This window comes from Bacillus sp. FAU18, from assembly GCF_056033885.1.
Genome location: NZ_JBVYHZ010000003.1, coordinates 744,728 through 765,771, shown reverse-complemented (window position 1 = coordinate 765,771; position 21,044 = coordinate 744,728). Strand labels below are relative to the sequence as shown.

The 21,044-nt window shown below is 41.5% G+C and carries 25 protein-coding genes; 7 read left to right on the top strand and 18 right to left on the bottom strand.

The window, feature by feature from the left end:
* Positions 1 to 19: 19 nt before the first annotated feature.
* The 3 genes from rok to ahpA form a co-directional block, all read right to left on the bottom strand.
* Positions 20 to 595 (bottom strand): transcriptional regulator Rok, encoded by a 576-nt coding sequence (gene rok, locus AC0OMU_RS04315; RefSeq protein ID WP_003232378.1) that lies wholly within the window; start codon positions 593 to 595, stop codon positions 20 to 22.
* 465 nt (positions 596 to 1,060) lie between these two features.
* Positions 1,061 to 1,507, bottom strand: coding sequence for a thiol-disulfide oxidoreductase YkuV (ykuV, locus tag AC0OMU_RS04310; protein WP_181219065.1), 447 nt, complete (start codon positions 1,505 to 1,507; stop codon positions 1,061 to 1,063).
* 70 nt (positions 1,508 to 1,577) lie between these two features.
* Positions 1,578 to 2,120, bottom strand: coding sequence for a biofilm-specific peroxidase AhpA (gene ahpA, locus AC0OMU_RS04305; protein ID WP_003245371.1), 543 nt, complete (start codon positions 2,118 to 2,120; stop codon positions 1,578 to 1,580).
* Between the two features lie 236 nt (positions 2,121 to 2,356).
* Here ahpA and mscT point away from each other — a divergent pair, with 236 nt between their 5' ends.
* On the top strand, positions 2,357 to 3,160 hold the full coding sequence (gene mscT / locus AC0OMU_RS04300) for a small-conductance mechanosensitive channel protein MscT (protein ID WP_003244994.1): 804 nt from the start codon (positions 2,357 to 2,359) through the stop codon (positions 3,158 to 3,160).
* Positions 3,161 to 3,196: 36 nt separating this feature from the next.
* On the opposite strand, the gene AC0OMU_RS04295 is transcribed toward mscT, so the two are convergent.
* The 13 genes from AC0OMU_RS04295 to fadH form a co-directional block, all read right to left on the bottom strand.
* Positions 3,197 to 3,442: a YkuS family protein gene (locus tag AC0OMU_RS04295; protein ID WP_003232382.1), complete on the bottom strand. Its 246-nt coding sequence runs from the start codon at positions 3,440 to 3,442 to the stop codon at positions 3,197 to 3,199.
* Between the two features lie 61 nt (positions 3,443 to 3,503).
* Positions 3,504 to 4,628, bottom strand: a complete 1,125-nt coding sequence (locus AC0OMU_RS04290; RefSeq protein WP_015383541.1) for an N-acetyldiaminopimelate deacetylase — start codon at positions 4,626 to 4,628, stop codon at positions 3,504 to 3,506.
* Positions 4,629 to 4,697: 69 nt separating this feature from the next.
* Positions 4,698 to 5,408 (bottom strand): 2,3,4,5-tetrahydropyridine-2,6-dicarboxylate N-acetyltransferase, encoded by a 711-nt coding sequence (gene dapD, locus AC0OMU_RS04285; RefSeq protein WP_003218680.1) that lies wholly within the window; start codon positions 5,406 to 5,408, stop codon positions 4,698 to 4,700.
* Positions 5,409 to 5,512: 104 nt separating this feature from the next.
* On the bottom strand, positions 5,513 to 5,968 hold the full coding sequence (locus tag AC0OMU_RS04280; RefSeq protein ID WP_181219063.1) for a flavodoxin: 456 nt from the start codon (positions 5,966 to 5,968) through the stop codon (positions 5,513 to 5,515).
* A 15-nt stretch (positions 5,969 to 5,983) separates the two neighbouring features.
* Positions 5,984 to 6,877 carry an exo-alpha-sialidase gene (locus tag AC0OMU_RS04275; RefSeq protein WP_181219061.1) on the bottom strand — a complete coding sequence of 298 codons (894 nt, stop codon included), beginning with the start codon at positions 6,875 to 6,877 and terminating at the stop codon, positions 5,984 to 5,986.
* Positions 6,867 to 7,343 carry a flavodoxin gene (locus AC0OMU_RS04270; RefSeq protein WP_181219059.1) on the bottom strand — a complete coding sequence of 159 codons (477 nt, stop codon included), beginning with the start codon at positions 7,341 to 7,343 and terminating at the stop codon, positions 6,867 to 6,869. The genes AC0OMU_RS04275 and AC0OMU_RS04270 overlap by 11 nt, the downstream gene beginning before the upstream one ends.
* 112 nt (positions 7,344 to 7,455) lie before the next feature.
* Complete coding sequence (ccpC, locus tag AC0OMU_RS04265; RefSeq protein ID WP_003232387.1) at positions 7,456 to 8,337, bottom strand: transcriptional regulator CcpC; 882 nt, start codon at positions 8,335 to 8,337, stop codon at positions 7,456 to 7,458.
* Positions 8,338 to 8,483: 146 nt separating this feature from the next.
* Complete coding sequence (gene cbpB, locus AC0OMU_RS04260; protein WP_003218674.1) at positions 8,484 to 8,927, bottom strand: cyclic-di-AMP-binding protein CbpB; 444 nt, start codon at positions 8,925 to 8,927, stop codon at positions 8,484 to 8,486.
* 137 nt (positions 8,928 to 9,064) lie between these two features.
* Positions 9,065 to 9,262, bottom strand: coding sequence for an AbrB antirepressor AbbA (abbA, locus tag AC0OMU_RS04255; protein ID WP_010886502.1), 198 nt, complete (start codon positions 9,260 to 9,262; stop codon positions 9,065 to 9,067).
* 133 nt (positions 9,263 to 9,395) lie between these two features.
* Positions 9,396 to 9,914, bottom strand: a complete 519-nt coding sequence (locus AC0OMU_RS04250; RefSeq protein WP_003232389.1) for a ribonuclease H-like YkuK family protein — start codon at positions 9,912 to 9,914, stop codon at positions 9,396 to 9,398.
* 110 nt (positions 9,915 to 10,024) lie between these two features.
* Entirely contained in the window at positions 10,025 to 10,264 is a 240-nt protein-coding gene (locus AC0OMU_RS04245; protein ID WP_003218671.1) for a YkuJ family protein, read from the bottom strand.
* A gap of 646 nt (positions 10,265 to 10,910) precedes the next feature.
* A complete protein-coding gene (locus tag AC0OMU_RS04240) occupies positions 10,911 to 12,134 on the bottom strand; it encodes an EAL domain-containing protein (RefSeq protein WP_047182546.1) in 1,224 nt (407 codons plus the stop codon).
* A gap of 63 nt (positions 12,135 to 12,197) precedes the next feature.
* The gene (gene fadH / locus AC0OMU_RS04235) at positions 12,198 to 12,962 is read right to left on the bottom strand and encodes a 2,4-dienoyl-CoA reductase (RefSeq protein ID WP_015383534.1); all 765 of its coding nucleotides are present in this window, start codon (positions 12,960 to 12,962) and stop codon (positions 12,198 to 12,200) included.
* Between the two features lie 142 nt (positions 12,963 to 13,104).
* Here fadH and AC0OMU_RS04230 point away from each other — a divergent pair, with 142 nt between their 5' ends.
* The 4 genes from AC0OMU_RS04230 to AC0OMU_RS04215 all read left to right on the top strand — a co-directional run bounded on the left by AC0OMU_RS04230 (position 13,105) and on the right by AC0OMU_RS04215 (position 16,474).
* Complete coding sequence (locus tag AC0OMU_RS04230; protein WP_047182545.1) at positions 13,105 to 13,965, top strand: metallophosphoesterase; 861 nt, start codon at positions 13,105 to 13,107, stop codon at positions 13,963 to 13,965.
* 56 nt (positions 13,966 to 14,021) lie between these two features.
* Positions 14,022 to 14,516 (top strand): L,D-transpeptidase family protein, encoded by a 495-nt coding sequence (locus AC0OMU_RS04225; protein ID WP_072174092.1) that lies wholly within the window; start codon positions 14,022 to 14,024, stop codon positions 14,514 to 14,516.
* Between the two features lie 75 nt (positions 14,517 to 14,591).
* Complete coding sequence (locus tag AC0OMU_RS04220; RefSeq protein ID WP_014479656.1) at positions 14,592 to 15,884, top strand: MFS transporter; 1,293 nt, start codon at positions 14,592 to 14,594, stop codon at positions 15,882 to 15,884.
* A 125-nt stretch (positions 15,885 to 16,009) separates the two neighbouring features.
* Positions 16,010 to 16,474, top strand: coding sequence for a YkyB family protein (locus tag AC0OMU_RS04215; protein ID WP_003232406.1), 465 nt, complete (start codon positions 16,010 to 16,012; stop codon positions 16,472 to 16,474).
* Between the two features lie 43 nt (positions 16,475 to 16,517).
* Here the strand turns inward: AC0OMU_RS04215 and cheV are convergent, their stop codons facing one another.
* A complete protein-coding gene (gene cheV, locus AC0OMU_RS04210; RefSeq protein WP_014476655.1) occupies positions 16,518 to 17,429 on the bottom strand; it encodes a chemotaxis protein CheV in 912 nt (303 codons plus the stop codon).
* A 203-nt stretch (positions 17,430 to 17,632) separates the two neighbouring features.
* On the opposite strand from cheV, the gene AC0OMU_RS04205 reads away from it, so the two are divergent.
* A complete protein-coding gene (locus AC0OMU_RS04205; protein ID WP_003245246.1) occupies positions 17,633 to 17,794 on the top strand; it encodes a hypothetical protein in 162 nt (53 codons plus the stop codon).
* Between the two features lie 201 nt (positions 17,795 to 17,995).
* Positions 17,996 to 19,177 carry an aminotransferase A gene (locus AC0OMU_RS04200; protein WP_014476653.1) on the top strand — a complete coding sequence of 394 codons (1,182 nt, stop codon included), beginning with the start codon at positions 17,996 to 17,998 and terminating at the stop codon, positions 19,175 to 19,177.
* Between the two features lie 9 nt (positions 19,178 to 19,186).
* Here AC0OMU_RS04200 and kinA read toward each other — a convergent pair whose 3' ends face one another.
* Positions 19,187 to 21,007, bottom strand: a complete 1,821-nt coding sequence (gene kinA / locus AC0OMU_RS04195) for a sporulation histidine kinase KinA (RefSeq protein WP_015483173.1) — start codon at positions 21,005 to 21,007, stop codon at positions 19,187 to 19,189.
* Between the last annotated feature and the right edge of the window lie 37 nt (positions 21,008 to 21,044).

The following is a 21,044-nucleotide window of genomic DNA, read 5'->3' as shown; positions in this document are numbered from 1 at the left end:
AAGCAGTTTTTCTTTATATTTATTCATTTGCTGATTCTGCAGATTCGATTTCACCCTCTAAAATGTACTGCCCGCGATATGGCTTTTTCACTTCCGGGTACATTTTAATTAAGCTTTGCATAAACGTTGTCATATTAGGGATTTCAAGACCGCTTTCTTTTTCAATCTCTTTTTGAAGCTCCGAGCTCTTAATCGCCGCGTTGTGGCGTTTTAATGTTTTAATAGCAGCTTCACGCAGCTTAGCTGCTTTTGATCCCGGTCTTGCCGTTCCTCTTCTTCTTCGTGTTGTTCCGTCTGGTATACCGGCAGGAAGAGAGGAAATAGATTGAAGCTGAGGCTGAACAGACTGCTGCTGTGATTGCGGCTGATAGCTTCTGATTTCCTGAGCCGCAAGCTCAGCGAGAACCGGCAGAGAGTCAGGTTTTTTTTCAGAACGGAAATCCTTTTTGATTTCGGAAGGGCTTCCATTTCTGTCCAGCTCTCTTAATTTTGCGTATATTTTATCACGTTCAATTTGATATTCACGAATGACTTTCACTTCAGCTTCATTTAATTGTTCTAACCGCAAGCGCAAAGCTTCTCTTTCATTAAACATTCCTCAATGTACCCCCTATCAAAATTAACATCTTTAATTAAGATATTAGATTACAAAAGTAATTTTATCAACTATTATTTTAGCATTTTACTATTATATTTACTCTATGAAAAATTCCTTATTTTCTGAAAAAGTTTTATTTTTCAAAAGAGTCCTTTATTCTCAAGGGGTCAAGGGTCTTTCTAGTTTATTTGGTATAATGTTGAAAATATATATTTTACTTACTTCTTTAAAGAAATTTAGTGTAATATCTACAATTTTCGAGTTATGAGATATGAGATTTATCTAAAATTGAGGAAAAACATCAAAAATCAGCTGTGTTTTTTAGCGTATCAATCAAACAAATCATCAATTCCTATACCCAAATTTGGAAAAATAAGCTTCTTACTCTTCTTCCATTGCTTTTTGCACAAATAAAAAACCTGATGTGATCAGGTTTTTAGGAAATACTATTTAGTCAGATACCTATTCCGTTTCAGCCAGAACGCGGTTCACACGTTTTTCAAGCATTTTCATACCGCTCCCGCCGGCTTGGAAGTGACGGAGCTGTCCTGTTTTATCAAACACATAATATGCAGGTACATATTCATTTTCAAATGCATCGGTTAAAGCATGGTCACTGTCAACAAAAATCGGCTGAGTGATATCGTGTTCAGCAGCTGTTTCTTTAATTTTACCAAGGTCAAGATCATCTTCGGAACGAGGCATATGCACAGCTACAACATTCAGTTGATCTTGATATTTATCACGAAATTCATTCACTTGCGGCATCGCTTCTTTGCACAAGTGGCAGCTGATGGACCAGAAATGAATAAGCGTCGGCTTTTCCCCAATCAAATGCCTTCTCGTCACTTCACCATTTAACCAAGCTTTTTCTCCCGTCAATTCCGGCATGGGCTGACGTAATTTCATTGCTTTTTCCCTCCTATTTAACAGAAAGGCCTAACGAATATGCTAGACCGCTTTTCGTTCTTGGAAAGAATTAAAGTGTTTTTTGGCCTGGTTTCCAGTTAGCCGGACAGAGTCCGCCAGTTTGCAGCGCCTGGAGAACACGAAGCGTTTCATCAACATCACGCCCAATGTTGTTGTGGAAAACAGTTTGATATTGAAGCTCCCCTTCAGGATTAATAATAAACAATCCGCGCAAAGCCACACCTTCTTCTTCGATTAAGACGCCATATTCCCGGGATACCTCATGGTTTGTATCAGCAGCAAGCGGGTATTTCAGCTGGCCAAGACCGTTTTCTTTGCGGTCTGTATTGATCCAAGCTAAATGAGTATGGATGGTATCAGTTGAAACTCCGATGACTTCTGCATCAAGATCTTCGAACTCGTCATAGCGGTCGGACATTGCTGTAATTTCTGTCGGACAAACAAAAGTGAAGTCCATTGGATAGAAGAACAGCACTGTCCATTTGTCGTTTTTCATGTTTTCCTCAAGACTTACTTTGCCGAATTCTTTGCTTGCAAGGACTGCTTCCATTTCAAAACGAGGAGCTTGTTTACCTACCATACGTTCTGCCATATGTATCCCTCCAATTTATTGTTTGGCTTAAAGGTCGAAATAGCTTGAAAATAAAGGGTGATTAACCATTTTTAGTTATATTGCAATGCCATTATATAAAAGTAGATTTCCTGAGTCAATTTTTAACAAATCATGCATGTCTTTGGCTTCGACATTTTTGAATAAAACGTTTAACATGGTCATGTACAGGGTAACTAGCCTCAGTGTGCAGCAATCAATTAGAAAAGGAGCTCAACATGGACTTTATTAAACAATATGATTGGGCGGGACTGATTACAAATGCCGGTGTTCTGCTCATTAAACTCGCCATTATGATATTGCTCTATTTTATCGTTCGATCATTAGGCATGAAAATCATTAAACATCTGTTTGCAAAATTCGAGGAGCAGAATAGCTTGTCTATCGGACGTGCACATACGCTCCGAAGCCTGACTCTTAACATATTTGCTTATACTTTGATTTTTATATTCTTCGTCATGGTTCTAGATTTGTTTCATTATGATCCAAGCGCTCTTTTAGCGGGGGCAGGAATCGTCGGCCTGGCTGTCGGATTTGGCGCCCAAGGGCTTGTCAGTGACATCGTGACAGGTTTTTTTATTTTGCTTGAGAAACAATTGGATGTCGGAGACTATATTACCGTTTCCACCTTTGACGGAATTGTCGAGCAGGTTGGCTTAAGAACAACTCAAATCCGCAGCTTTGACGGAACATTGCATTACATCCCCAACAGAAACATCACAAACGTGAGTAATCATTCTCGTGGTACCATGCAGGCTCTTGTTGATATTAAAGTGCCGGCTGAAAGAAACATTGATGAAATGATTCATATTTTACAGCAGGTTTGTGATGAAACGGCAGCGGCTCTTCCACAAATAAAAGAAGGCCCAAATGTCATCGGGATTCAAGAACTGGGGACTTCCGAAATTGTAATCAGGGTCATTGCCAAAACAGAAAATATGGAACAGTGGCGAGTCGAACGAGTGTTGAGAAAAGAAATAAAGAACGCGTTCGACCGCGCTTTCCCTAAAGAAACAGAATAAATAAAAGAACCGAAGCTTTTTGCTTCGGTTTTTATATTACTGAATTCTGCTTTCAACTTCGCTGCAAATTTCTTCAGCCGTCATCCCGGAAGCTGTAATGACAGGTGCTTGTGTTACCGTATCGGCTATCCCTTGCACATTATTATCAAGACCTGTTACGACACAGCAGTCACAGCCTTGAGCATCAGCAGGGCTTTTCATCATTACAACGTCATATCCTTTTTCTTTTAAAGCAGCTTCTACATCTGATAACGATTGTTCAATTCCAATTTTTTTAGCCATTTTTGAACACCTCCGTTTACTAGAGTGCTCATTTTATGGAATTTTATTCTTTCATTTGTACTTAATTGGCATAAACAGAAAAATAACCTGTCATGACATTAACCGCTGTTTCTATCGCATTTTCATCGGGATTCAGCTTAGCATGATGAAGCCCATGTTCAGAATCAGCGCCGAGCCAGAACATGAAGCCGGGATATTTTTTCAGCATGTAGCCAAAATCCTCTCCAGTCATAGCTTCTTTTGCTTCAATTACTGTTGCCAGTTGATGTTCAGCAACAAAAGACATAAATTCTTCTGTTAATCCGCTCGTATTGTAAACTTGGTGATAAACAGACGGATATGTCACTTTTCCTTTGCAGCGAAATCCGATTTCGATTCCTTTCACCACATCTTCAATCCGTTCCTTTACCTGTTTCATCGATTCTTCAGAAAGCGTGCGGATCGTGCCTTCCAGGTGGGCCGTTTCCGCAATGATATTTTGTGCCGAGCCTCCGGTAATGGTACCAACTGTAATAACAGCACTGTCTAGCGGATCTGTGTTTCTAGAGATAATCGTTTGCAGCTGGGTGACAAGTGTACTTGCCGCTACAACCATATCCTCCGCCAAATGCGGATATGCCGCATGTCCCCCTCTGCCTTCCAGATCGATGACTAGCTCTGATGTATTCGCAAATAGAAGGCCGCTTTTTGTCGCAATGGTGCCTACCGGAAGCTCTGGAGCAATATGAAGCGCAGTGATGAAATCAGGCTGCCATTTTTTTAATACATCGCTCTCAAGCATTGGTTCCGCACCGCCAGGCCCTTCCTCTGCCGGCTGAAACAGAAAAAGCAAATCATGTTTGACTGGGTGGTGAACAAAATGATCAATAATGCCGAGTGCAATCGTCATATGCAAATCGTGGCCGCAGGCGTGCATGTTGCCGTGATGCTCTGATGCGAATGGAAGACCAGTTTGCTCTTCTATAGAAAGCGCGTCGATATCCGCTCTGTACGCCAGCATTTTTTTCGGCGCCGTCCCGTTCACTTTTACAAAAAGCCCTGTTCGCCATTTCTCAATTTCAATTCTGTCTTGGGGATATTGTTCCAAGACATGTAATAAATACTGCTGGGTTTTGAACTCCTGAAATCCAAGCTCCGGTATACGATGCAGATCTCTGCGAATTGCGATGAGCTCCTCTTTCTTCATTTCTATTCCTCCTGCCTATACGAATAAGGCGTGGATACATTATCCACGCCTTTTTTATCAAACTTTTCCTTACAGCTGGCGTAATTCCTGCTTGATTTCAGTTTTGCCTTTTGTTTTTTCATCAATGTCTTTGATTTTTTTAGCTGGTGTGCCTGCAACGACAGTGTATGGCTCAACGTCATTTACCACGATCGCTCCCGCAGCAACAACAGCTCCTTTACCTACTGTTACACCTTCAAGCACAACAGCATTTGCGCCGATTACGACGTCGTCTTCAATCACAACCGGTTTAGCGGATGGCGGCTCAATAACGCCCGCAAGTACAGAACCCGCGCCGATATGGCAGTTTTTTCCAACAGTAGCTCGTCCGCCAAGCACAACGTTCATATCAATCATTGTGCCTTCGCCGATGACTGAACCGATATTAATAGAAGCACCCATCATGATAACTGCGTTATCACCGATTTCAACTTGGTCGCGGATGATCGCGCCCGGCTCAATCCGCGCTTTGATGTTTTTAAGATCAAGCATTGGGATCGCAGAATTGCGGCGGTCATTTTCAACCACATAGTCTTCGATTTTGCTTTGGTTTTCTTCGATTGCTGTTTGGATTTCGCTCCACTCACCGAAAACGACACCAGTGTTTCCGTTGATAAAAGCTTTCGCAGATTCGCCGAAATTGATTCCTTCCAGCTCACCTTTCACGTAAACCTTTACAGGTGTAGATTTTGTACTATTTTGAATAAATGAAATAATTTCATTTGCGTCCATCATTTTCATATGTATAGTCCTCCTCCTGATTTTCTACCTCATTACTGTATCAAAGGAAAGATACAAAGACAAGAAAAAAAGGAACAGCCGTTTTAGCAGTTCCCAGTGAGTGATCAGACAGCGCACCCGCTTTTCTTTGCGAATTGTCTCCCGAAGTTTATTAATTCTTCCTCTTCTTCACCTTCTGGATTATTTTCGATTTTTACCGAAGGCAGCACAATGTCTCCACCGCGTTCTTTTATTTTTGCCTCTAGCGTATCAACCGCTCCGCAGAAAAATTCATATGCTGTATCACCGGAACCGAATACAGCGCATGTTTTGCCGGAAAAATCAATCTCCTCCATGTCTTCAGCCAGATCTAAAAATTCATCAGGCAGATCTCCGTCTCCCCACGTATAGGTTCCCATTATGATATGGTCATAATCGGTAAACAGCTGGGCATCATCAATATCCATTGCTTCGAAACGGTCTACTTCTGCTTCCGCCTCCTGAAGCCCCTTTTCAATCAAATCTGCCATTGCTTCAGTATTGCCTGACATTGTTGCATAAACGAGCAAAATCTTCGCCAATTCCTTGTTCCTCCTCTAATGAATCATTGCTGAAACCTCGTACGGCTGGACAAATTTACATTCATACAAGCCTGCGCAAAAGAAATTCTCTTTCTGATTGGCCACTCTCCATCCATGCCCCTTAATGGTATCGAACCATTTTAACGACCGGGCTTCGAGATCAGCCTGGTAAATTCTCGAAAAACCATTTTCATCTTGTGTTGTAGTGACATATATAATGCCATCATCCTCTGAAAGATCAAGAAATGATTCTTCTATTCTGATCATGCTGGATTGAATGATGAATTCTTCACCATTCAAAAGATTCCGTACAGTGACAGCACCGTGCTTTCCTTTCACAGAACCCATCGCCGCCACCAGCCAATCTTCATTGAACACGAGCATGGATGCCGTCATCCGGTTTTTTTCTTTTTTGACAACTTGGACATTGTCACGCTTAATGTCGTAAGCCCAAATGCCGCCAAAATATTCGTGTATTTGCGTGCCGATAAAAAGATTGCCCCCGTGAAGGCATAGCGACCGGATAACAGGGGGATTATGAAATTCGGCAAAAGGTTTGGCTACGCGCCATGAGACACCAAAATCATCCGATACATAAATACAATGCTTACCGTGGGCGCAGACAAACCCGTTGTTTCTGCCGGTAATCGCCCACACTGTTGCATTTGTCGGAAAGCTCGACATCGTCCAGGTTTTCCCTTCATCAGCCGAACGAATGACTGTTCCCTTTTCACCGACGCCAAATAAGTAAGGCCCTATGTAGCTGATACAGTGTATCTTACTTTTCAAACGAAAAAGCTTTCTCCAGCCCCGCTCCAAAGAATAATGAAAAATGCCTTCTCTTTGTACCGCCACAAAATATCCAGAAAACGCCGATGCCGTAACAGCAGTTGCTCCTTTATGAAACATGGCTTTTTTCCTTGTTCATATAATCTGCCCATGCAAGAAAACCTCTCGCAAACGCTCGGCAGCTTTCCACATCTTCATCTGTTTCAGGCGCTAATTCAATTTTTAGTGTTTCCTGGTAAACAGCAGCTCCCGCCTCTTGCAGCATGGCATTGAACAAATTCACCGCTTCGCAAAACTGTGGATAAGAATAATCGCCAGACCCGAAGCAGGCTGTTTTTAAACCATTAAGCTGAAGCTGTTTGACCTCTTCGAAAAAATCCTCCGCTTCGTAGGGCAAATCGCCGTCCCCCCACGTATAGGTGCCAATCAGTACATAATCATAGGAGGTTAAACAAGACGCATCCACATCATCTATCTCGACACAATCGATATCCAACTCATATTCCTGAAGCGTATCTTTTATTATGAAGGCAATGTCTTCTGTATTTCCTGACATGCTGGCATATGTAATCAAGGCTTTAGCCATGTTATCACCCCATTAATTGATAATGATTTTCAATATCATATGTATCACTTTAAATGATAATGATTTTCATTGTCAACAGATAAATAAAAAAAAAGACAGCACCTCGCTGTCTTTAAAATGGATTTTCCTGATCCAGCATATCCTTTATCACTTGTACAAAAGCTTGAACTTGTTTCAGTTCAAAGGCAGGCTCATAGCCTAATAACCATGTATCCCGACCGATCGGATGCCCTTTCATGTCTAAAAGAGGCATTTTATTCACTTTATCTTCATTTTGAAGGGTAACAGACGGCAAAATAGCATAACCGATTCCGTGCAGCGCCATCTGTTTGCACGTTTCAATCTGATCAACCAATATCGTCTGTTTCGGCGACGTTTTAAATTTTTGATGCCACCAGTGCTGAATTTCCTGAAAATAAGTGCTATCACTTTTAAACTGGATAAACGGCCGTTCTGTATGGGCAATATCTTCGATGCAGGAAATTTCAGTATCCACTAAATACAGATGATCTGTCATTAAGTAATCTTTGCGCCCCTTCCACTCAGGGTTGCCTCTTATAATGCCGATATGAACCTGATCCTCATACAAGCTTTTCAGCATTTCGCTGCTCCACCCGGTTATGAGCGAGATCTTTGCATTCGGATACTTTTCCACATACGTCTTCAGGACTTTAGGGAGCCAATGCTGACCGATTATGGAGGCGACGGCAAGCTTCAACGTGCCGTGAATTTCACCTTCAAGCTCGTCAATATTTTCTCTTATTCTTTCCTGCTCTAATGTCACATCATTCGCAAACTGAATGATTTTCTCACCGGCGGGCGTTACCGTTAATCCTTTTTGGGATCTTAAAAAGATTTTTGTTCCCCACGCCTTTTCAATGGTTTGTAAGCGCTGAGATAAAGCCGGCTGAGATACAAAAAGCCGTTCTGCCGCCTTTCTCATATTTAATTCCTCAGCTAAAACTACGAGCATATGAAGCTCTTGAAGCTGCATGTCGTCCTCCTTTTTGTTATCAATAAGTTTTTCTTATCTCCCATTCTAATAAAATCTTAGTTTCTTATTCAAGCCCTATTCTCGTTTAAATTATGTATGCGCTTTCTTTTTCACTCTGCCTATATAATAAAAATAGGCTGTACAGCCTACTTATTCAATGAGCGTATATGCTTATTCAATTCCTTTAAAACGACTCTTCTCGTAAAAATCCCTTCAAAAACCTGCTCGTCATTTTCAACACAGACAAATCCGTTATTAATGACCATGCCGAATCCCTTCATAATCGGATCATTGATATGCAGGCGCGGAATGTCAGTCAGCATGACTTCCTCAACAGTGATTTGGTCAAGCTTTTCAAACTCAATTCGCTCAAGCCCAAAAATACTGTTCATGATCATATTTGTCCCGATTAAGCCATGTAAACGATAGGAAGGATCCAGAACCGGGATGGCTGTGTATCCGGTTTTTGTCAATACTAATAATGCATGCTCAAGGTTATTTCCGACTTGCACGTGCGCTACTTTGTCTGCCTCAATCATAAATTGTCCGACTGTTGCCTCAAGAAGTTGATCTGATTGTAAGCTTATCATGTTTTCGACCCCTTTTCATTTTCATCATCAATACATTCCCTATATTGCAATAATATAAACTTTATCAGTATTTGTCGAAAAGTTTCCTTTCAATAAAAAAGATACTCTTTGTGGAGTATCAATTATAGGGTGTCCCATTAATTTTCAAATCGAAATCGGTCGTATAGCGTTACAAGTTTTTTGTAGGTGGTTCCGTCAACGTTTTTGGTCCCTGTCTCTATATCGTTGATCTCACTGCTTAATAGCTCGATGGCATACTCATGGTTGATCAGGATATTCAGCAGAAGTTTTTGTTCTTCTTCTGTAAATCGTTCACCGATAAGACTCATTCGCAATCAGGCCCCCTGTTTTATACTGAATACCTCTGAAAGCAAGACAACTTACTTTCAGCTCTACCGCTAGAATAAGTAATCAGATAACAAACGTCAACCGCATAATTCGACATTTACCTTGGCTTTTCCAGCCAAATTATTTTGTGAAACGATTTGCATAGCTGAAGGCAGTGTATGAATCCGGCTTTATTTTGGCCTCAATCCCCATGGAGGTAATACGTCCAGTCATTTCTTGGATCAGATCTTTTGTAAGCCCTTTTTTCCCAATATCCAAGTGAACTTCAAAGGTAAGATCCGCCCCCTCACCGGTAAAGGGCAGGAGCAGATCGGTAATATCCATTAAGTGTCCATCAAGAATATGAGCGGCCGTTTCTTGGCTGTACGCCGTTTCTAACGAAATCTTCTCCCGAAGGCTATGTATGGGTCTGTCGACTGTATGATTTTTCAAGCAGCCCCAAGCTCCCTTGCCTGTACGATGCAAATGCAATGCGGTAATAAACTTTGTGTAATCGCGGTAAACCTGTGAATCGGTTCCGATCGATAACACATAAGAAGAACGGGGGTCCTTTTGAACAAAGGCTTTAAGCCGTTCCATCACATCTTGAAAGGTCATCTGTGCTTCTGAAAGATTATAAAACAGAAAAGAATCAGCCATCACGACACTCCTTTTCAAGGATTTACAACCATGAAACAAGTATGTTCCTTACCGTTTATTTCGATTACTTTTGCAAAGGCGGAAGCTTGTTCCCCCCTATTTCAGGAATCTTACTGAAGAAGTTCAAAGATTTCGATGGAAACCATGTCGATATTATCAAACGGATATGTGTTAGGTTTTTCACCTTTTTGGAAAACCGTCAGTTCAAACGTTTGATTTTTTTCGAAATATTTAACACTGCATATTTTCTCACCATTCACTTCGAAATAGCGTTGCATTGGCTCGTTAGCCGCTTCCGCTGTTTCTTGCAGACTTTGCAGCCGTGTGATGATACCCATTAATTGTGACATTCTAAAAAAAGACTCCTTTCAAAAAGCAACTTCAAATCAACAAGTATTTATTATAATACAAGTTCTATTGAGCATCATACCATAAAGTCGGACAGGATGGCATTTTCACTGCTGAATTTAAGCAAAGAAAAAAAGTGAAAAAAACTATTTTTCTTTAGTTTGAGGCTTTTTTTGAATGTCATGCACACAATTATAATTTTTTTCGAATCTTTGCAGCATTAAGAATGCCTTTTTGCAACTTTGTCAAAACCTTCTTTTGAATTTTCTGGTGAAGTCCCGCGTGGCCATAATCAATGGGAGTCATGCTGGATAGAGTAAACACGGACCTGAAATAAATAATCATTTCAGAACGAATTTTCCTCCTCACCCGTGCAGCAGTGTCAGGGGTGTTCGGCACTGAATGTTTCTCCCCGTGTTAAACGTTTACCACTAGTTAGGTTTATTGTTTCATTGGATTGTCCTATGCTTTGACAAATAAAAAACTTGGCGGGGGTAGCGCCAAGTTTTTTCGGATCTTGATCTGATAGAGGGGTTGGGGAACAGAGAGTAGCTTCTCTCTATAATTAAATGATAATGATTCTCAGTATCAATGTCAATCGTTTTTTGATATTTTTTTCAATTCATAAAAAAAACGGCCTCTCAGCCGTTAAATCAATCCATCCTGCTCATATAAATATGAATAAGGCAAGTCTATAAATAAATACACCTGATCCTCCATCGGATACGAAAACGTTCTAATCATTTCACCTGTTTCCAAATCACTATACAGATCACTGAAAAAACCTTTTCTGAGATTTCTCATTCTCATAATGTTCTCTAGAAAATAAGGGCGCCAGCTCCAGTTTTTCTCCGCATATTCCGGCTGATAAATCCATTCTCCATCTTGCTTAAACACATTTCCCGTCAGCTGATCGCCTTCTTCATCACACATGTAAATCCTGAAGCTGCAATCTGTCAGCTCTTCCGCCAGCTTTTTAATAAAGTCATCATCAGAAGACAGATTGTTTTTTCTCAAAGAAGTCACAGCCTGATGCACTCGTTTGTAAAACTGTTCGGAGTGCTCATAGACTGTTTCCAGTTTCTTTTTCTCATGTGTGATAAATTGGTGAAATTCAGTTTTAAGTCTATGTTTCAATACATCTCTCTCTAGAAACGTTTCAGATGGGGACACCAAGTAATAGCCCTGAAAATAGCGGCCTCCGTTTCTCCAGGCGTACTGAAGCTGGAAGTTCGCCTCAATGTCTTCATACAGCAGCGCCGCACCGATTTTTCTCGCTAATAAAGAGATGCTGTACAGCACATGCTCATATGACGGTGACGGCTGTGATACTTTCAGCGCCTGCAAATCGATTTTTAACAGATCTGGTGAGAGCAGCGCGATTCTGTCCAAGTTGCTGCTTTCTTTTCCGATGTTGTCAACTGCGATTTTAATTCCGTATGTACGATAGTATGCAAGCATATGGTAGAGCTGCTCAATATCCCCTTCAAAATTGTGCTCTGTAATTTCAAGCACAAAACGGTGGAGTTCGATTCCCTTCGCTTCATATTCTTTCAGAAGCTCCAGAAAGCTTTCACCATGATCCAGCATCAGCAGATTGGCATCCTGATTCATAAAAATCAGCAGATCAGAATCGGCCTCTAAAAAGCGGTCAAGAGCCTGGCGAATAATCCTGTTATCAACCTCTAATTTATATTCTTCGGGTATCCCTGCATCTAAAAAGAAGGGCCCGAGACTTTGGATTTCTGAATCTGCCAAAATTCGTCCAAGCACCTCATATCCGACGACCTTCTGTTCCTCGGCACTAAAAATCGCCTGGTAATATGGAAGGACATCATCAATGTTCGTTAAAATATCAAGTGGATCCAACATGTTATCACCTGCTTCTCTATCTTTGTCTGATTATACCACATTGAATCCAAAGATTAATATTCTTTAAAACGGATAAGGATTCAGCCATTGTCCCCCGTCCATTGTGATACAATCCCCGTTTATATAGGATGCTTCATCAGAAAGCAAAAACGCTGCCAAAGCGGCGATTTCCTCCGGTGTGCCCAATCGGCCGAGCGGCACACTGTTCATCGTGCGGGCCATCGCTTTTTCCGATTCAAAGAGCTTCTCCGCACCGCCTGTTCGTTCAATCGGTCCGGGGGCTATAGCGTTTGTGCGAATGCCGTATTTGCTCCCCCATTCAACGGCCAGCGTTCTTGTCAATGACAATACCCCCGCTTTGGCTGCAGCGGAATGAACGACCCCCGCTCCCGCTCCCCAAGCGTAAGTGGCTGCCATATTTAAAATGACACCCTGCTGCTTCTGGTCAATCCAATGCCTTGCCGCTGCCTGGCTGCAAAAAAATGTGCCGTTTAAAACAATCTCAATAACGGCTTTCCATCCATTGGGCGTCAGCTTTTCTGCCGGACAAATAAAGTTTCCGGCTGCGTTGTTAATCAGCGCGTCAAGCCGGCCAAAGGCTTTTATCGCTTCTTTAATCATGTCTGAAGCGGCGGAATCGGAACGGACATCCATTTGAAAACAAGCGACCTGTCCCTCAAAGGTCTGAATTTCTTTTTTTGTTTCCTCAAGTGCCTCATGGTTCCTCCCTGTCACCATAACGTGCCACCCTAATTCAGCCTGTTTTTTTGCCATCGCTTTTCCCATGCCGCTTGACCCGCCGGTAATAATTACCGCCTTTTTTTCCATGTTTATCCCTCCAATTGTGAATGAGTATTCATTCAATAATATTCTATCATTATATCCCTGCCTCTGTCAGCACATGCTCATATGAGATTTTTATCAGATACAGATGATATAATAGAAAAACTCTATTAAAGGTTGGTTTGAAATGAAAAAGATGTCCAGAAGACAATTTCTAAAAGGAATGTTCGGCGCTCTTGCTGCCGGGGCTTTAACGGCCGGCGGGGGATATGGCTATGCCAGGTATCTCGAGCCGCATATGATCGAGACAACCGAACACACAATAAAAAGCTCTCTCATTCCGCACGGATTTGACGGTTTTAAAATCGTGCAGTTCAGTGATACACACTTGAGTGATTACTTTACTCTCGAAGATTTAAAAACTGTCATTTTTACAATTAATGAATCTAAACCTGATCTCATTGTTTTTACAGGTGATATCATCGATAATCCTGATACGTACCAGCACCACCAGGCAGTCATTCCATTATTGAGAAAGCTTAATGCTCCCTTCGGCAAGCTTTGTATTTACGGCAATCATGATCACGGAGGCTATGGAACTGCCGTTTACAAAAGCCTGATGACGGCCGGCGGTTTCACGGTATATCGCAATGGCTATCAAACATTGTCACTCGCAGATGGCAGCAAAATCGAGATTGCTTCGCTTGATGACTTAATGCTGGGAAACCCAGATTATGAAGGCACCCTTTCAAGGCTGAGCGACAGACTTTTTTCCATTCTTCTCGTCCATGAACCTGATGCGGCCTTGAAAACAACAGATTATCCCGTGAACCTTCAGCTTTCCGGCCATACACACGGCGGCCAGATTCAGCTGCCTTTTTACGGACCGATTATTACGCCTCCATATGGAAAAGTCTACACAGAGGGAATGTATCAAACGGGCAGCACTCATATTTACGTAAACCGAGGCCTCGGGATGACCAGGCTGCCTTTGCGGTTTCTGGCCAAGCCTGAAATCACTGTCTTCACCTTAAAAAGCACAAATTAATGTAGCAGGATGGGCTCCTCATCAATACTTATAAGTAAAAAAGGAGGATGAGGAAACTGCTTACGTACCAGGTGAAGCAAGGTGATACACTGAACAGCATCGCGGCTGATTTCAGAATCAGCACGGCTGCATTACTCCAGGCTAATCCGTCACTGCAGGCAGGGCTCACCGCGGGACAGTCCATAGTCATCCCCGGACTGCCGGACCCTTATACAATTCCGTATCATATCGCAGTCTCAATCGGAGCAAAGACCCTTACGCTGTTCCTAAATAATCGGGTAATGAAAACCTATCCCATCGCCGTTGGTAAAATACTAACGCAAACGCCTACTGGCGAGTTTTACATTATTAACCGCCAGCGCAATCCCGGCGGCCCATTTGGCGCTTATTGGCTGAGCCTTTCAAAGCAGCACTACGGAATACACGGGACGAATAATCCCGCTTCGATTGGTAAGGCTGTTTCTAAAGGCTGCATTCGCATGCATAACAAAGACGTGATCGAACTTGCTTCAATTGTGCCAAACGGAACAAGAGTCACGATTAACCGGTAATGTTTTCTTATTTGTTTCAAAAACAGGCGGTTTATAATATGATAAAGTGGGACCTTTAGGGTAAGGAGCGTTTTTATGGATATATTTAAAAATCGTAATTTTGTTCGTCTATTTTTCGCAGCACTCGCTTCTCAAATGGGCACGACAGTAGGCAACATGGCCTTTGCTTTTTTTTTGCTGGACCGATTCAGCAGCCAGCCTTCATATACGACCTTGGCGGAGCTAATGTATTCTCTTCCGACCATATTTGTATTTCTGATCGTGGGAGTCGTCGCGGACCGGTTTGACAGAAAAAAGGTGGCAGAAAATTGTGATTGGATCAGAGCAGGCCTGACTGTCGTGCTTTTTTTCACTTTATTTACCGGCAATATTCCTCTTGTTTTTTGTATCTTATTTATCAGAAGCGCTGTAACAAAGTTTTTCTTTCCGGCAGAAAACAGTTTGGTACAAGCCATTCTGCCGAAGGAGCATTATGCGAAAGCGGCAGGGCTTAATCAGATGCTTTTTAGCATTTTTATGGTGTTTGGAGTCGGTATAGGCGCGTTTATGTACAACACCATCGGTATTGAAGGCGCCATTATTCTTGATTTTGTCAGCTTTATCATTTCCGGGCTGCTGATCCGCAGCTGCCGGATTCCAAAAGAAGCCCGACAGCCAAACGGTGCATTCAGCTGGAGAAAGACTTCTGTTAAGGATTCAATAAATGACTTTAGAGAAGGCATCCTCTATATTTTAAAAAACAAATTGCTGGCATCTCTTATTTTCGGCTTCTTCATTTTTGGATTTGTCAACGGAGGATTCGCCGTATTGCCGATGTTTACAATGAAATATGGATTGGCTCCTGACCGATATGAGTGGCATACGTCTGTATTTACGATCGCACTCGGGTTTGGGCTTCTGGCAGGAAGCGTAATCGGCACGATCATCTCTAAAAAAGTGAAGCCGCACTTTTTAATGTCGATACCGATTTTCATTGCAGGTTTGCTGATCTTCGTACTCGGCTACACCAATATTTTATGGGTGTATTACGCGGCAGCTTTTGCACTGGGAATGTGTATCGGACCGATCAACATTGCAATCGGAGGGTGGATGCCAAAAATTGTTCATCCAAAACTGATGGGACGTGTAAGCGGCATGCAGGACCCTTTTATGATGTTTGCACAGTCTTTGACACTTGGCTTAGTCGCGCTGTTATTCCCTAAGTTTGTTTCAAACATTGATTATCTTTATTACGGCATGGGTGTTATTATCCTGCTCGTTTTTATTTTTTATTTTATTGCACTGCCAAAATACAGTGCTCAGGCTGTGGAAGTGAATGTTCAGGAAGCATTTCAAGAACAGCCGAAAAAGAAGGCAAGATCTGTATAATGCAGGTTAAAAATGCGCTTTTTTTCTTAGAAAAAAGCGCATTTTTACATTCAATATTTGCATTTCAACTTTAAAAAAGTATAATCTAATCATATAGAAATTGATAAGAGCAAAGGAGAGAAATAATGGACGACCATGCATATACGAAAGATCTGCAGCCAACCGTAGAAAATCTTTCAAAAGCAGTTTACACTGTGAACCGCCATGCAAAAACCGCCCCCAACCCTAAATACCTATATCTGCTGAAAAAACGGGCTTTGCAAAAGCTTGTCAAAGAAGGTAAAGGAAAGAAAATAGGGCTTCATTTTTCAAAAAATCCAAGGTTCAGCCAACAGCAATCGGACGTGCTTATCTCAATCGGAGACTACTATTTTCACATGCCTCCAACTAAAGAAGACTTCGAACATCTTCCGCATTTAGGTACACTTAATCAATCGTACCGAAATCCTAAAGCTCAAATGTCTTTAACAAAAGCGAAACACCTATTGCAAGAATATGTCGGCATGAAAGAAAAGCCGCTAGTGCCAAATCGCCAGCAGCCAGCTTACCATAAACCGGTCTTTAAAAAACTTGGCGAGAGTTACTTTTAAAATAAAAACAGCCGTGCCTCTTTCTGGCAACGGCTGTTTTTATTTATTCGATAACATACGTATCCACTTTTTTAATCAAATCACTGATCTCAGGCTTGCTGATTTGCTCATCTGCCCCTACAACTTCACCGCGGTGACGCAGATCATCCGTAATTAACGATGAGAAAATCATAACCGGCACATCTGAGCTTTTCGGATTTTCCTTCAACAGCTTTGTGAGCCTGTGTCCGTCCATTTTTGGCATTTCAATATCAGTGATGATCATATCAATCTGTTCTGATAAATCAGTTTCGTTTTCAGCAAGGTTCATAATGTATTCATATGCCTCTTTTCCATTTTCAAACGAAGCGATATTGTTGTACCCTGCTTCTTTTAATTCATCCTGCAAGAGGCGCATCAAAAGCGGTGAGTCCTCTACAATGATTAGCTTTTTATCAGTTCTTCTTTCATCGAAGCCCTCGGTATGCATATTATACGTGTCAACACCTGAATCTGATTCAATGTCATAAATAATTTTTTCATAGTCAGGCAAAAAGATCATCAGGTCTTCAAGCTTAATAATCCCGGTAAGGTGCCGCTCCATTCCTTGATTTAACGATGTCGGCTTTTCAATCGCTTCCCAGGATACTCTGTGAATTTGAGACACAGAGCCGACATGAAAAACAATTTTCCGTTTATTAAATTCAGTCACGATATATTTCTCATCTTTTGATCCTTCAGGCTCTACTCCAAAAAATGAGAAGAGACTGATCACAGGGAGGATTTCTCCTCTGAGTTTAATCATTCCTTCTACATGCTGATGGGAGTGAGGCACTGATGTCACCTCGACAGGCTGAATAATTTCTCTTACCTTCATGACGTTAATTCCGAAAGCATTTTCACCCACACCAAACTTCACAATTTCTAATTCATTTGTACCAGAATCCAATAAAATTTCGTATTGTTGTAACGACAATTCAATCCCTCGCTATTCGCATTCAGTATTGTACTGTATATATCGGCGTAATTTGTAAAAAGTGAATGGCAGCTCCTCAAAATCAAATTCCGAAGGCAGCAAACTGAGTTCCTCAAAAAAGAAACTTTTTTCCTAATAACCATTGACTTTCCAACTAACAGTGATAAAATAGTCAAGGATTTTTCCAAAGAAGGGTGTAAATAATGGGTACCTTAGTAATATTTAAAGAAAACGAAATGACTGTTTTAGAGGATATCAGTGAAGAAACTTACCTGAATATGAAGAAAGAATCAGCTGACCTTCAAGAAGAGCATCCTCCGTATCTGATTTGGCACGAAGACCTTCATTTTGATTATGGCTATTAATGAAATTGGCACATATAAACAATAATAGAACATGATACAATAAAGACAATCAAATCGCTGGTTGTCTTCTTTTTTTCTGAAAAGAAAGGTATGTTTAGAAAAAAGGCGCATACAATCGAAATATATCAGTTAAAAAGGTGACAAATGATCAGCTAGTGGTAAAATAGGATAAACTCATTATATTTGTTAAGGTGATGAATTATGGAACATTTGCTGAATCCGAAAGCAAGAGAGATCGAAATTTCAGGAATACGCAAATTCTCGAATCTTGTAGCCCAACACGAAGACGTCATTTCACTTACAATCGGCCAGCCTGATTTTTTCACACCGCATCATGTGAAAGCTGCCGCAAAAAAAGCCATTGATGAAAACGTGACGTCATATACTCCGAATGCCGGCTACCTGGAGCTGAGACAAGCTGTGCAGCTTTATATGAAGAAAAAAGCGGATTTCAACTATGATGCTGAATCTGAAATTATCATCACAACAGGCGCAAGCCAAGCCATTGATGCTGCATTCCGGACGATTTTATCTCCCGGTGATGAAGTCATTATGCCAGGGCCTATTTATCCGGGCTATGAACCTATTATCAATTTGTGCGGGGCCAAGCCTGTCATTGTTGATACTACGTCACACGGCTTTAAGCTTACCGCCCGGCTGATTGAAGATGCTCTGACACCCAACACTAAGTGTGTCGTGCTTCCTTATCCGTCAAATCCTACCGGCGTGACTTTATCTGAAGAAGAACTGAAAAGCATCGCAGCCCTTTTAAAAGGCAGAAATGTCTTCGTATTGTCCGATGAAATATACAGTGAATTAACATATGACAGACCGCATTACTCCATCGCAAACCATTTGCGGGATCAAACAATTGTCATTAACGGCTTGTCAAAATCACACAGCATGACTGGTTGGAGAATTGGATTTTTATTCGCACCGAAAGACATTGCAAAGCACATTTTAAAGGTTCATCAATACAATGTGTCGTGCGCCTCATCCATTTCTCAAAAAGCCGCGCTTGAAGCTGTCACAAACGGCTTTGACGACGCATTGATTATGAGAGAACAATACAAAAAACGTCTGGACTATGTTTATGACCGTCTTGTTTCCATGGGACTTGACGTAGTTAAACCGTCCGGTGCGTTTTATATCTTCCCTTCTATTAAATCATTTGGAATGACTTCATTTGATTTTAGTATGGCTCTTTTGGAAGACGCTGGTGTGGCACTCGTGCCGGGCAGCTCGTTCTCAACATATGGTGAAGGATATGTAAGATTGTCTTTTGCGTACTCGCTGGACACGCTGAGAGAAGGTCTGGACCGTTTAGAATTATTTGTATTAAAAAAACGTGAAGCAATGCAGACGATAAACAACGGCGTTTAAGCCGTTGTTTTATTTTTTTGGAAATGAAATTTTAAACGCTGTGCCTTTTTCAGGATGGCTGTCCACATGTATAACTCCCTGATGGTTTTCAATGATATTAAATGTCACCATTAATCCAAGCCCCGTACCTTTTTCTTTTGTTGTTAAAAATGGCTCTCCAATCCGGTTTAGTACCTTTTCAGGTATACCTTCCCCTTCGTCTTTGACAGTAACATGAACAGAATGCTCATCTTCGGTTATGATAATGTCTACTGTTCCCCCATCAGGCATTGATTCAACTGCATTTTTGATTAAATTAATGAATACCTGCTTTAATTGGTTTTGATCCCCGTTTATATAAATGCTGTCTTTTTCATAGCTGGTTCTGATAAAAATGCCATTTAAATTTGCCTGTGTTTCTAACAGGGCTGAGACCTCACCAATTAATTTTTTCAAGTTCAAATATTCTTTGACAGCATTTTGCTGAGGCTTCGCCAGCATGAGCAGTTCACTGAGTATTAATTCAATGCGGCTGAGTTCAGAAAACACAATATCAAAGTAATGCTCGTTTCCTTTCATTGTCGGTTTCATCAGCTGTAAAAATCCTTTGATCGCTGTAAGCGGGTTGCGGATCTCGTGGGCGATTCCCGCCGCGAGCTGGCCTGCGATTGATAATTTTTCCGATTTCAGCATCAATTCTTCTGTTTGCTTTCTCTCTGAGATGTCCCGAAGAATGACCTGGACGGCCGCTTCACCAAAAAAGGTCGTCGGAATGCAGACCATCTCCGTATAGATGACCCTGTTCTGAAAGGTGAACCAGGATTGCTTGACAATTTCTGATTCTGTTTTTTGCTCAGCGATATTTTGGATTCTCTCTTTTACATCCTCGTGATCGCAAGGATGCAGCTGATCGTATATGTTTTTGCCAATTAAGTCCTCATAGGTAGCCGCTTCAAACAGGGAAATTCCAGACTCATTCATAAACACCCATTTTCCATTGTGAATCACCGCAATGGTATCAATGGAATTTTGAATCAGCAGCTGATATCGTTCACGGCTTTTTTGCAGGATGGTTTGGAATTTTTTCCTTGAAGAGATATCGATCAGCAGCAGCAGCTCAGCCTGCTGGTTTTTGTAGACGGTCGGGGATGCTTTCACTTCTAAATGAACAGGTGTGCCATCAAGCCTTTTCCACGTCTGTTCAATCATTCCGACTTCCATTCCTTTTTGCATTCGTATAATCCTGTTTTTCACGATATCATGATATTCTTCTTCAATAAATTCATAGGACCATTTACCAATAATAGCATCCTTGCTTGTGGCTCCCAGCATTGAAAGCATCGCGCTGTTTACATAGACGATCTTGCCTTTGACACTGATGCATAGCGGACTCGGGAGATTTTCAACCAACCGTTCATAATCATCCGTTATATATGTAGTCGATTCCGGGCTTGCAGGTTCGATTTCATGTTTTTCGCAGTTTAGGGATTGATGGCCTGTTTCTTCTTCAAGAACCTTCATTTTCAAAATGATTTCCCGTTCTGTCCGCTCAGCTCTTGTCGTAACAATTTCTACCGCAGCCTCCACCCACACAATCGTATGATCTTTTTTAATAAAACGAAAGGTGCACGGCATCAGATGATGTTCATTATAAAAATAGCTTTCAACCAAAAATTGGTCTTCCTCATGCAGAAACGTTTTGAGGAATGATCCGATCATCTCTCCTTGGAGATAGCCCAAATGCAGTTTGGAGTTGGCAGATATATAAATGATGCGTCCATTAGAGGCCAAGACTGCATGAATATCGGTTTTTGTTTGAAGTGGTTTAACATGCTGCGTATCCTGTTCCACAGAATCCCTCCTTTGCATGATCATCGTGTTTCGACAT

Coding starts and splice junctions, on each gene's coding strand:
- rok (WP_003232378.1), bottom strand. CDS start 595: ATGTTTAATGAAAGAGAAGCTTTGCGCTTGCGGTTAGAACAATTAAAT.
- ykuV (WP_181219065.1), bottom strand. CDS start 1,507: ATGAAATTACGTCAGCCCATGCCGGAATTGACGGGAGAAAAAGCTTGG.
- ahpA (WP_003245371.1), bottom strand. CDS start 2,120: ATGGCAGAACGTATGGTAGGTAAACAAGCTCCTCGTTTTGAAATGGAA.
- mscT (WP_003244994.1), top strand. CDS start 2,357: ATGGACTTTATTAAACAATATGATTGGGCGGGACTGATTACAAATGCC.
- AC0OMU_RS04295 (WP_003232382.1), bottom strand. CDS start 3,442: ATGGCTAAAAAAATTGGAATTGAACAATCGTTATCAGATGTAGAAGCT.
- AC0OMU_RS04290 (WP_015383541.1), bottom strand. CDS start 4,628: ATGAAGAAAGAGGAGCTCATCGCAATTCGCAGAGATCTGCATCGTATA.
- dapD (WP_003218680.1), bottom strand. CDS start 5,408: ATGAAAATGATGGACGCAAATGAAATTATTTCATTTATTCAAAATAGT.
- AC0OMU_RS04275 (WP_181219061.1), bottom strand. CDS start 6,877: ATGTTTCATAAAGGAGCAACTGCTGTTACGGCATCGGCGTTTTCTGGA.
- AC0OMU_RS04270 (WP_181219059.1), bottom strand. CDS start 7,343: ATGGCTAAAGCCTTGATTACATATGCCAGCATGTCAGGAAATACAGAA.
- ccpC (WP_003232387.1), bottom strand. CDS start 8,337: ATGCAGCTTCAAGAGCTTCATATGCTCGTAGTTTTAGCTGAGGAATTA.
- cbpB (WP_003218674.1), bottom strand. CDS start 8,927: ATGATAAGCTTACAATCAGATCAACTTCTTGAGGCAACAGTCGGACAA.
- AC0OMU_RS04250 (WP_003232389.1), bottom strand. CDS start 9,914: ATGGCTGATTCTTTTCTGTTTTATAATCTTTCAGAAGCACAGATGACC.
- AC0OMU_RS04245 (WP_003218671.1), bottom strand. CDS start 10,264: ATGTCACAATTAATGGGTATCATCACACGGCTGCAAAGTCTGCAAGAA.
- AC0OMU_RS04240 (WP_047182546.1), bottom strand. CDS start 12,134: ATGTTGGATCCACTTGATATTTTAACGAACATTGATGATGTCCTTCCA.
- fadH (WP_015383534.1), bottom strand. CDS start 12,962: ATGGAAAAAAAGGCGGTAATTATTACCGGCGGGTCAAGCGGCATGGGA.
- AC0OMU_RS04230 (WP_047182545.1), top strand. CDS start 13,105: ATGAAAAAGATGTCCAGAAGACAATTTCTAAAAGGAATGTTCGGCGCT.
- AC0OMU_RS04220 (WP_014479656.1), top strand. CDS start 14,592: ATGGATATATTTAAAAATCGTAATTTTGTTCGTCTATTTTTCGCAGCA.
- AC0OMU_RS04215 (WP_003232406.1), top strand. CDS start 16,010: ATGGACGACCATGCATATACGAAAGATCTGCAGCCAACCGTAGAAAAT.
- AC0OMU_RS04205 (WP_003245246.1), top strand. CDS start 17,633: ATGGGTACCTTAGTAATATTTAAAGAAAACGAAATGACTGTTTTAGAG.
- AC0OMU_RS04200 (WP_014476653.1), top strand. CDS start 17,996: ATGGAACATTTGCTGAATCCGAAAGCAAGAGAGATCGAAATTTCAGGA.